At 66.4% G+C, this 11076-nt stretch carries 6 protein-coding genes; 5 read left to right on the top strand and 1 reads right to left on the bottom strand.

Annotated elements, in window-relative coordinates:
• A partial coding sequence (locus DY023_RS00135) for a carboxypeptidase regulatory-like domain-containing protein (protein ID WP_181905653.1) occupies window positions 1–4339 on the bottom strand: 4339 nt, incomplete at its 3' end.
• Between the two features lie 696 nt (window positions 4340–5035).
• Here DY023_RS00135 and DY023_RS00130 point away from each other — a divergent pair.
• Genes DY023_RS00130 through DY023_RS00110 form a run of 5 tightly spaced genes read left to right on the top strand, consistent with a single transcriptional unit; the run spans window position 5036 to window position 11002 of the window.
• Window positions 5036–6772 carry a cell wall-binding repeat-containing protein gene (locus DY023_RS00130; protein WP_181905652.1) on the top strand — a complete coding sequence of 579 codons (1737 nt, stop codon included), beginning with the start codon at window positions 5036–5038 and terminating at the stop codon, window positions 6770–6772.
• Between the two features lie 53 nt (window positions 6773–6825).
• The gene (locus tag DY023_RS00125) at window positions 6826–8121 is read left to right on the top strand and encodes a nucleotide sugar dehydrogenase (protein WP_116240322.1); all 1296 of its coding nucleotides are present in this window, start codon (window positions 6826–6828) and stop codon (window positions 8119–8121) included.
• A gap of 40 nt (window positions 8122–8161) precedes the next feature.
• The gene (locus DY023_RS00120) at window positions 8162–9151 is read left to right on the top strand and encodes a glycosyltransferase family 2 protein (RefSeq protein ID WP_116240321.1); all 990 of its coding nucleotides are present in this window, start codon (window positions 8162–8164) and stop codon (window positions 9149–9151) included.
• Window positions 9144–9563 (top strand): GtrA family protein, encoded by a 420-nt coding sequence (locus DY023_RS00115; RefSeq protein ID WP_116240320.1) that lies wholly within the window; start codon window positions 9144–9146, stop codon window positions 9561–9563. Before DY023_RS00120 ends, DY023_RS00115 begins: the two co-directional genes overlap by 8 nt.
• Window positions 9560–11002 carry a hypothetical protein gene (locus tag DY023_RS00110; protein WP_116240319.1) on the top strand — a complete coding sequence of 481 codons (1443 nt, stop codon included), beginning with the start codon at window positions 9560–9562 and terminating at the stop codon, window positions 11000–11002. The genes DY023_RS00115 and DY023_RS00110 overlap by 4 nt, the downstream gene beginning before the upstream one ends.
• Window positions 11003–11076 lie beyond the last annotated feature (74 nt).

Below are 11076 nucleotides of genomic sequence, written 5' to 3'. Positions count from 1 at the left end.
TGGCGATGTAGACGACGGGGACGTCGCTGCTGGGGTAGGTTGCTTTGGAGACTTCGACGGCGGTGTCGTAGCGGTTCGCACCCGCCTGCCTCGTGACCGGGGGTGTGGTGGGCGGTGCCGTCGGTGTGACCGCGGCGGATGCCGCGGAGGCTGCGGAAGTCCCTGCGGCGTTCGTGGCGGTGACGGTGAACGTGTAGGCGGTGCCGTTGGTGAGGCCGGTGACGGTGGCGGAGGTCGCTCCGGTGGTCGTCGCGGTCTTTCCTCCTGGCTGGGCGGTGACGGTGTATCCGGTGATCGGGGAACCGCCGGTGGAGGAAGGGGCCGTCCAGGAGACGGTTGCCTGTGCGTTGCCCGCGGTCGCGGTCACCGACGTGGGCGCCGTCGGGGGAGTGACGGGTGCCACGGGAGTGACTGGATCGGAGGCCGCGGAGGCGCCGGAGATGCCTGCCGCGTTCGTGGCGGTGACGGTGAAGGTATAGGCGGTGCCGTTGGTGAGGCCGGTGACGGTGGCGGAGGTCGCTCCGGTGGTCGTCGCGGTCTTTCCTCCTGGCTGGGCGGTGACGGTGTATCCGGTGATCGGGGAACCGCCGGTGGAGGAAGGGGCCGTCCAGGAGACGGTTGCCTGTGCGTTGCCCGCGGTCGCGGTCACCGACGTGGGCGCCGTCGGGGAAGTGATCGCTGCTCCAGTGGTGAACGACGTGCTCGCCGACTCATCGCCGGTGCCGACAGCGTTCACCGCGGAAACAGTGACGGCGTGCGCCGTCGATGCAGAGAGGCCTGCGACCGTCGTCTGCGTGACATTGCCGACCGCCAACTCGCGGATCAGGTCCTGGCCGGCGGTCAGCCGCACCACGTATCCCGTGATCGCCGCGCCACCAGATTCAGGCTCGCTCCACGAGACCATGGCCGACGACGAAGTCACATCCGAGACCTCGGGGGCCGAAGGCGCCTGTGGTGCGGAGGGCGTGGCGGACACGGTGACCGTTGCGGCAACTGTCGTCAGCGTGGCGTCGCCCTGCGTGAACACCGCGCGCACCTGCGCGCCGGAATCTGCCAGCTCTGCCTCGAAGCTCAAGTTCGAGCTCATCTCGCCATCGATGGGTGTGAACACGTCGGCGCCTGGTGCTCGTCGCTCCCACTGCACGGTCGGGGCTGGGATGCCGGACGCCACGGCGCGGAACTCGGCGTACTCACCGTCCTGTACGGCGGTGTCTTGCGGCGGTACTTGAATCGCGAAGTCGTCAGTAATCGACTCCTCCGGCGTTCGTGGCGTCTCGCCATCGGTCAGTGTGCGGAGTCGAAGCGGGACATCAGTGGCGTTCCCGGCATCCACCTGGATGAGATCAGCGGTTGCGAGCGTACTCTTCCCGTCGTACCAGGTGGTGCCGCTCATCCAGTCATGCACGTAGAGCGCGTAGGAACCTGCTTCGACGGGCGGCAAGGAGTAATTGCCATTCGCATCGGCGGAGGTCTCGACGCCCAAGAGAGGACTGGTGACGGCCGCGCCGGTGAAGAAGCGGCCGAGTGCGCCGAAGAACGCCTCGACGCCGGATGCCGGGGGCGAGGCCATTCCCACGGTCGCCCAGGGAACCGGGTTGCCGTCGGCATCCGTCACGCGCCCGGTGATGACGCCACCGAGGCGCATCGAGGCGTCGATGTCGGTGACATCGGCGTCATCGATGGAGACCGTCGCCGCCGAGGCCGGCGTCGGAGCTCCTTCCCACCATTCCTCGACGTAGAGCCCGCTCCAGTTGGAGAATCGGACGGTGTACTCGCCCGGCGTAAGCGCAGGGGTGGCGTAACTGCCGTCGTAGGAGGCCGAGGTGTGGAACTCGGTACCGCTCGCCGCGTCCAGCACGGAGACCTGCACGCCGGAGAGACCGTTGCCATTGTTCTCCGCCGTGACCCGGCCGCTGATCTGATGCCCCGCGCTGAGTGCGAGGTCGACTGATTCGAGGGCCGCATCGTCGACGACGACCTCGCGGTGCGTCTCGGTGTACTTCTGAGAGTTCACACCGGCGGACACAGTCCAGCTGCCCCGGGCAGCCACCACGAGGCGGTAGGTGCCGTCGATGCTCGAGCTCGTATAGGCGATCGATGCGCTATCGGATTCGGCGCGCACAGAGGTACCAGGGACGGCTGCACCGGTCTCCGCGTCGGTGATACGCCCCGTGATCGTCCAACCCCTTGCCGTGGGGACCGTCAGATTCGTCGTCTCCCCGGCGGCGATGCTGAACGGCGTGGTGGTGTCGCGCAGCGCGTCGCCATCGGCGGTGAAACCGGAGACCCGGAGTCGGTACTGTCCAGGATCAAGTGCGAAGGCGAACTGCGCAGAGGCCGAACTGTCCGATGCCACCCACTGCCAGAATCCGTCCACCTCACGTTCGACGGTGGCGTTGATCTGGCTGACTTCGGATCCGTCGGTCGTCGTCACCGTTCCCGTGAGCGAGACCACAGCGCGCAGATCGAAGTCGATGCCGGAGACGACCTGGCCCGCCTGCACGTCGATAGGTGTCGCATCCGACCATTGGGTCGCGTTCTGCCAGTACTGCTCATCGACCGACACAATCCACGACCCCAGGAGACCGGGCATCTCCCATTCCACCGGGTTGCCGTCGTTAGGCGGAAGGTAGAGCGAACGATAGTCCGAGCCGTCTGTCCGGCTGAGGCTCACCCAGGCGCCTTGGTCGGCCGCAGCGAGGATAACGGTGCCCCGGATGGTTCCGCCGAGCCGGGTCACGACGTCCGCGATGAATGTCTCGTCGAGACCGAGCGAGATGGGCTTCGGCTCAGGGCTCGCCTCGGTGGCCCCGTACCAGGCGTCCACGGCTCCGCTGGCTCCCGATTGCACCTTGACGACGTAGTTCTCGACAGTGAGGCCGGACAGTGTATAGTGCCCGGCCGCATCTGTCGTGGTGGTCTTCACCGGCTGGTTGAGGTCGTGTGCCGCGTACACGAGCACACTCGCGTCCGCCACCTCTGTTCCGTCAGCGAACGTGATCGTGCCAGAGATCGTGCCTCCGGTGACAGCCACGAAGTCGATGCCGTCGTATGTCGCTCCGTCGTCCGTGGCAGCGACCGGGTCGGCGGTCGCTGCGGTGCGCTTACCGTCGTACCACTGCTCGAGGGTGCCCCCGTACCCGCCCTGAACGAGGCTGACGAGGTACTCGCCGGCTGGCAATGCCCACGAAGAATAGGTCCCGTCCGCCTTGGTCTCCGTGCTGCCGATCTCCTGCCCGTCCTTGACGAAACGGACCTGGTCTCCCTCTCGAGGAGTCCCGTCGGAGTTCGTGACGGTGCCGGCGATCCGAACTCCTTCGACGACCGTGACATCCTTGCCGGTCACCGCGGTCGTGCCGCTGGCGATGACAATCGGTTCGAACGCGTCGTAGTCAGTCGTGCCCGGCCAGTACACAGTCGGTCCCCCCGCCCAGAAGGACAGCCGATAGGAGCCTGGGACGAGATTGATGAGCGTGTAGCTGCCGTCGGCGGCGGTCGTCGTGTTGCGGCCCGTGGTGTCGCCGGGGCTCCAGCTGTCCGAACCGAGCGAGACGGATGCGCCCTCGACGGGCTCACCGTTCGAGTTCAGCACCGTGCCGGAGAGGGTTCGACCCGAGATCGATACGTCGATGCCGACATCGGACACCGACGCGGAGGTGACGACGATCGGAGCCGCCGTTTCGGACGACGTGCCGCCGTGGTATGCGAAGATGCCGATGCCGTAGTCGGTGAGGCCCGCGCGGTAGGTTCCGGACGGCACGGTGACGCTCCAGGCGGTGGATCCGGTGGCGATCGTGACCGGGGCGGTGAACGACGCAGTGTCGGACCAGACTGACACCTCCGTGTCGGTCGGTGACAGCGTCCCGGAGACGGTCACATCGCCAGAGATCATCTGACCGGGGATGAGCGTGAGGTCTCCGAGCATCGCCGATCCCGCGACCGGATCAAAGCGGCGGATTCCTTCGTCCCAACCCTGTCCGGGAACGAGCGTGGTTCCGGCCCCGAGCCTTGAGGGGACGAAGCCCGAGCCTGGGAGCACCTCGAGGATGAAAGTTCGCGCCGTGCTCACGGGGAAGCTGAACGTTCCTTCGGCATCCGTGGTCACCGATCCGAGGTTGCCGTCGCCGTCGTCACCGTATGTGGCGAAGGCGGTGAGCTGCACGCCCGTGGCGGGGGCACCGCCTGGCTTGAGGATCCGGCCGGACAGCAGCACAGTGACGACATCTCCGTAGCTGGACTCCGGGGGGATCGGCGCGCCGGTCTGCGGCGCGACTGACTCGGCGTTCGGCTTTTCCTGTGCTGTCGTGCTCACCTGCCCGCCGTTCGCGGGGGAGACCACCGTCGCATCGTCACTGAGCAGCTCCTGCGTTGCCGACGCATGCCCGGTCGAGATTGTCGAAGCAGACGCCGGCCACTCGGCAGCGGCGGGACTACCGGTGAGGATCAGCACCAGCGCGGCGACGGATGCGACCGCTCCGCGAATCAGATTTCGCGTCTTTCCATCCGAACCGGAGGCGGACGAAGCGGCGATGATGAGACGCGACGGAGCACGCATAGAACCCTCCCCAGGGGCATCGGGTCGTCCATCCGGACTACCCCTGCCGGACACGACGTTGGCAGCGAGTGTAGCGGATTCTCGGCTCGCGCATAGACGCCCCACAGTAAGGGACGACCGCGGGTCGCTGAGCGCAGCCACCTGTCGTCATCGTGCACTTCAGAGCGTTCATCCGCTGGAGGTCATCGCACAGCATCATGCTCATCACCCCGGATGCGAAGCTGTAGCTCGTGGCGGCTGGCGGAAGTACTAACAGTCCTACAAGCGAACGCGAGTTGAAGCGCACGGGGAACGCCGGGCGGCACGACGTTGTACAAGGGCGGTTGTCCGAGCGTCCGATCTGTGGGCCCTTCGTCGCAGGTGCGGCCGACCCGACTCGAGATCAGTGGACGCTCGTCGTCGTGCTCTCCTTCACGATCGTCTTCGGTCTGCGGCGGGTACCGTACCTGCAACGGCTGGTGTGGCCGCGCTGGAGTACATTTGAGCGACGGCGAACACGGCGTCAACATCGAGACCTCCGGAGTCCCCTTGCGTCAGCGCCGACCTTTGCTCTTCCTCTCGTGCATCCTGCTCGGCACGGCTCTCGCTGTGGGCGTCGGTCTTCCAGGGAGCGCGAACTCGGCCCAAGGTGCATCGGCCGGCGGAACGGTGTCCGGGACCGTCACCGGTGACGACGGTGCTCCGGTGAGCGGCGTGATCGTCAACCTGTGCACGGCCGGCGCGAGCATCCCGATCGAATGTCCTGGTCCCTTCGCTCTCACGGACGCGTCAGGGCGGTTCGCGCTCCGGGACATGGCGCCGGGGGAGTACACCCTCAGCTATCAGGCAGAGGGCTACGCGCCGCAGTTCTGGGAGGGGCAGGATCGGGCGGTGAGGGCGGAGTTCTTCACGCTCTCCGCCGACGAGGAGCTCACGGGGCGCGACGCCGCGCTCCGGCGCGGAGCAACCATATCGGGCAGGATCACGGACGTGGCCGGGAGCCCGCTCGCGGATGCGTCCGTCTACGTCGATTCACCGGTGTACCGCTACGGCGGTGCGGCGTTCTCCGATTGGTCCTTCACCGGGGCTGCCGACGCGAGCGGTGCCTACTCCATCACGGGGTTGCCGTCCTCCGAGTACACGGTCGAGTTCCTTCCGCCGTCCGACCGTGAACTGCAGCGTGAGTACTGGCCGGGCGGCACCGACATCGCGATGGCGACACCGATCCGCGTGATCGGGACTCAGGGCGTCGCGGGGATCGATGCGACCCTCATCCGGCCTCTCAGCCAGTCGCGCATCGCCGGCCCCGACCGTTACGCGACGTCGGCTGCCATCTCGCTGTCGCATTTCCCGGCCGGAGTCGGCACCGCGTTCGTCGCGAACGGCGGCGGGTTCCCCGATGCGCTCGGCGGCGCATCGGCCGCGGCCTTGCGCGCGGCGCCGCTCCTGCTCAGTGGCCGCGACGCCCTTCCCGCTGTCGTGCGCGCCGAACTCGAAAGACTGAAGCCGAGGACGGTGACCGTGCTCGGCGGCGAAGGTGCCATCAGCGCAGCGGTCGAGCAGGAACTGCGCGAACTCTCGAGCGAGGGGCTGGTGCGGCGCCTCGGCGGCGCGAGCCGCTATGAAACAGCCGCCGCCGTGTCTCGGTGGGCGTTCTCCGACACGCTGCCGAGCACCGTGTACCTGGCTTCGGGCGAGTTTTTCCCCGATGCGCTCTCCGCAGCTCACCTGGCGGGCCGAGACGACGCACCGCTGCTGCTCGTCACGCGCACAGCCCTGCCGGCGGCGGTCGCCGCCGAGCTCGCGAGGATCAAGCCGGAGCGGATCGTGCTGCTCGGCGGAACGGGCGCGATCGACCGCACCGTGGAGGCGGCGCTGTCGAAGTATTCCGAGAATCCGGTCACGCGCGTCAGCGGCGAGGATCGCTGCGCGACCTCGGTCGCCGCTTCGCGCTACGGATACCGGGCGGGCGACGCCACCGGCGCGTATTTCGCGAGCGGGACCGGATTCGCTGATGCGCTGGCGGGGGCGCCCGTCGCTGCGATCACCGGGGGACCGGTTCTGTTGACTCCGCCTGCAGCGTTCGGCTCGGAGCTCGAAGAGGAGTTCCTCCGGCTTCAGACCGATCGCGCCGTGATACTCGGCGGCACGGGCTCCATCGGCGTCTGGGTGTGTTCTGCTCTGGAACGTCTGGGCGGCCCGACCTTGTACGACGGCGGCTCTCCGAGCGCCTGCTGAGCGCCGGATCCGCGGGACCTTCGATACAGGTGCGGCCGACTAGACTCGAGATCATGCGTATCGCCGTCGTGGCCCTCGGAAAGATCGGGCTTCCCCTCGCCGTCCAGTTTGCCTCCTCCGGTCACGACGTCATCGGCGTCGACGTCAACCAGAACGCGGTCGACTCGATCAACGCCGCGAAGGAGCCGTTCCCCGGTGAGGCAGACCTGCAGGAGCGGCTCGAGGAGCTGGTCCCTGCCGGTCGTCTGCGTGCGACCACGGACTACGCCGAGGCCATCCCCGGTGCCGACGCTGTCGTTCTCGTCGCGCCCGTCTTCGTCGATGACGAGACCTGGGAGCCCGACTTCAAGTACATGGACGCCGCGACCCGTTCGCTCGCGGAGCATCTCACCCCCGGCACCCTCGTCTCCTACGAGACCACGCTTCCCGTCGGCACCACGCGCACCCGCTGGAAGCCGATGCTGGAGGAGGGCTCCGGCCTCACCGAGGGCGTGGACTTCCACGTCGTGTACTCGCCGGAGCGCGTGCTCACCGGCCGCGTCTTCGCGGACCTGCGCAAGTACCCCAAGCTCATCGGCGCGCTCTCCGATGAGGGCTCCCGCCGCGCACGCGACTTCTACGAGGCTGTGCTGCAGTTCGACGAGCGTCCCGACCTCAGCCAGCCGAACGGGGTGTGGGATCTCGGTTCGACCGAGGCCTCCGAGATGGCGAAGCTCGCCGAGACCACGTACCGTGACGTGAACATCGGGCTTGCGAACCAGTTCGGTGTCTTCGCCGCGAACCACGGTATCGACGTCTACAAGGTCATCGAAGCCTGCAATTCGCAGCCCTACAGCCACATCCACCGTCCCGGTATCGCCGTCGGCGGTCACTGCATCCCGGTGTACCCGCGGCTGTACCTGTCGACCGACCCGGATGCCGACATCGTGCGCGTCGCGCGCAACTTCAACGCGTCCATGCCGGAGCGCCTGGTCGCGCAGGCCACAGGCACCCTCGGCGACCTCACCGGGCGTCGCGCGGTGGTGCTGGGCGCCGCCTACCGCGGAGGAGTGAAGGAGACCGCGTTCTCCGGTGTGTTCCCGACCGTAGCGGCGCTGAAGCAGCGCGGGGCCGAGGTGTTCGTGCACGATCCGCTCTACTCCGACGACGAGTTGCGCGGACTCGGGTTCGAACCGTTCGAGATCGGTGATTCAGCGGAGCTGGCGATCCTGCAGACCGACCACGCCGACTACAAGACGCTCGCCCCGGCTCAGATCCCCGGGATCAAGCTGCTCGTCGACGGCCGCAACGCGACCGACGGCGCGCTCTGGTCCGGAACCCCGCGCATCGTGGTGGGCGCGGCGCAATGATGTCGTGCCCGCGGGAGACAGCCGCGGAGGGGCGCGACGCGTGAAGTCGATCTCGATTCTCGTCCCGATGCTGAACGAGGCCGATGTGCTGCCTCTGTTCTACGAGACGATGGAGCGGGTGCTCCGCGACCTGCCGGACTACAGCTTCGAGTATCTGTTCGTGGATGACGGGAGCACTGACGGCTCCGCGGACATCGTACGTGATCTGGCGACCCGAGATCCGCGGATCTCCCTGGTCGTGCTCAGCCGCAACTTCGGCAAGGAGCGCGCGATGCTCGCCGGACTCGACGTGGCCGAGACCGACGCGACGATCATCATCGATGCCGATCTGCAGGATCCGCCTTCGCTGATCCCGAAGATGGTCGAGCTGTGGCAACAGGGCTGGCAGGACGTCTACGCGCAGCGGCGTTCTCGCGCGGGCGAGAGCTGGCTCAAGCGATCGACCGCGCACGCGTACTATCGGGTGCTGCAGTCTGTGAGCCGGGTCGGCATCCAGGAAGACACCGGAGACTTTCGCCTCCTCGACCGTGAATGCGTGCTGGCGTTGCGCAGGTACCGTGAGTCCGAGCGCAACATGAAGGCGCTGTTCTCACTCGTGGGGTTCCGCAAGGTGGCGCTTCCCTTCGACCGGGACGTGCGTGCCGCGGGTGGAACGAAGTTCAACTACTGGAAGCTCAGCAACCTCGCTGTGGACGGGATCACATCGTTCACGACGCTTCCCCTCCGGCTTTCCTCGATCCTGGGTATGGTCGTCTCCGTCGCGGCGTTCGTCTACTTGATCGTGATCGTGGTGAAGGCCACCCTCGACGGCGGAGACTCGGTAGCGGGATATCCGTCGCTCATGGCGGTGATCCTGTTTCTCGGGGGTGTTCAGCTGCTTTCCCTGGGCGTGATCGGGGAGTACATCGCGCGGATCTTCAGCGAGACCAAGGCGCGGCCCGTCTACCTCACGAGCGAGGTCAGGCTCGGAACACCGGGGCCTTCGGTCCGGCGCCCAGAAGGCTCCAGTGATCAGGTCGACGATGTCTGACAGGCGACCTTTGCGTTTCGTCATCGTCGGTGTGCTGAACACGGCGGTCGACTTCGTCCTGCTCTTCCTGCTGACCGCGCTGGGAATGCCGGTGTTCTTCGCCAACATCATCTCCACCAGCGTCGCCTTCGGATTCAGTTTCTTCGCCAACCGGTCGTTCACGTTCCGATCCGGCGGCGACGCGAGGGTGCAGATCGTGAAGTTCACCATAGTCACGCTCGTGAGTCTGTGGCTGCTGCAACCCGCGGTGATCTGGGCGGTCTCGGCGATCATCGGGAACCTCTTCTCCGATGAGGTCGTGCTGCTGATCGGCAAGGCATGCGCGACGGTTGTCTCGATGACCTGGAATTATCTTCTGTACGCGCGGTTCGTGTTCCCGCCGGCCGCTGACCACACGGAGGTCATGGAGTGACGCCGCCTGTCAGAGCAGCGCTGTGCTGGGGGGCATCCGGCGTCATCGCGCTCGTGTTCCTCGTGCTCATGTCCTCGTCGACGAGCTTCTTCCACACCGTCTATGGCGGCGATGCCGCGATCTTCCGGGTGATCGGCTCTGCACTGCAGAACGGTCAGGAGCTCTACGTCGACGTGTGGGATCACAAGGGCCCCACACTGTTCTTCATCGAATGGCTGGGACAGGCTATCCACGAGGGGAGAGCCGGGCTGTTCGTCCTGCAGGCAGTGGGGCTGACCGTGTCGCTTGCGCTCCTCATCTCGATCTGCCGCCGATTCACCTCTTGGCTGGGTATCGCAGGCATACTCTCGCTCGTCCTCGTGATCCTCACATACACCTTCGAGGGTGGAAACCTGTCCGAGGAGTTCTCGCTCCCGTTCATCCTTTTCGTGTTGTACGGAGCCGTCCGTGCACTGGATGAGGATGCCCCTCGCGGCCTGAGGGACATGCTCATGTTCGCCGCCATGGGCGCCGCCTTCTCGTTCGTCTTCTTCATCAGGGCGAACAATGCCATCCCCATCGCAGGTATCTTCGCAGGCCTGCTGATCCAGTTGATCCTGCGGCACGGCGCTGTCCTGAAGCGGTTCGGTGTGGCGATCGGCGGATTCCTCCTGATGTCGGGCGTGATCATCGGCTGGTTCGCCGTCCGCGGCACCCTTGAGGACATGCTCAACGCGACCTTCTGGTTCAACCTGCTCTACGTGGAGGACGCGTCGATTCGCCCGAAGGTGCCCGCCTACATCGGAACCGTGATCTTCGCCTGCGTGCTGACAGCGGCGGGAGTGATCGCGCAGTTGCTGCGCACCGGCGGGCGGCGGTCGGTCTGGGCTGTCGGCCTGTGCCTGGGCGCCGGCTCCTGCTACGCAGTGCTCGCCCCCACCACCTCTTATGCCCACTACCTCACCCTGATCATTCCTATGATCGCGTTCGGCGCGGTGATGCTGCTCGGTGCGCTGAAGGGGCGGGTTCGGAACTCCGTTGCGCTGATGATGATCGTGGTTTCCGCGGTGGTCGCGATAGATCATGTTCCCAAGGCGATTCGCGCATCCGGTGCTGTGCACAGGACCGAGGCGGCATACGAGGATCAGCTCCTCGACGTGCTGTCCGTGGTCCCGCGAGACCGGTGGGGCGAGGTGTTCCCGTGGTCCTTGCCAGCCACGTTCTATCTGATGACCGACACCCTCCCGGCATACAAGTACTTCATCACGCAGCCGTGGTGGGGCACTGTGGACCCGCAGGTGACGAAGGACACCGTCGCTCACATCGAGAGTGCTGAGCCTCAGTGGATTCTCACACCAGCTGCGGGAACGAACAATGACGAACTCCAAAGGCTGCTGGACCGCGACTACCGCGTCGTGCGGTCGAACAGCGGTTTCATCCTCTACGAGCGCGCGCACTGATTCGGAGGGCGAGAAAGAGCGGCGGGTGGGTGACCACACCCGCCGCTCTTTCGCTATCAGGCTGACCACGCGAC

The sequence above is a fragment of the Microbacterium bovistercoris genome (genome assembly GCF_003387575.1).
Classification (GTDB): Bacteria; Actinomycetota; Actinomycetes; order Actinomycetales; family Microbacteriaceae; genus Microbacterium; species Microbacterium bovistercoris.
The sequence above is the reverse complement of the archived record's forward strand: the minus strand, read 5'-3'. Positions and strand labels throughout refer to the sequence as shown.

Excerpts from the sequence above, each read along its gene's own strand:
- DY023_RS00125 (WP_116240322.1), top strand. The coding sequence starts at position 6,826 with ATGCGTATCGCCGTCGTGGCCCTCGGAAAGATCGGGCTTCCCCTCGCC.
- DY023_RS00115 (WP_116240320.1), top strand. The coding sequence starts at position 9,144 with ATGTCTGACAGGCGACCTTTGCGTTTCGTCATCGTCGGTGTGCTGAAC.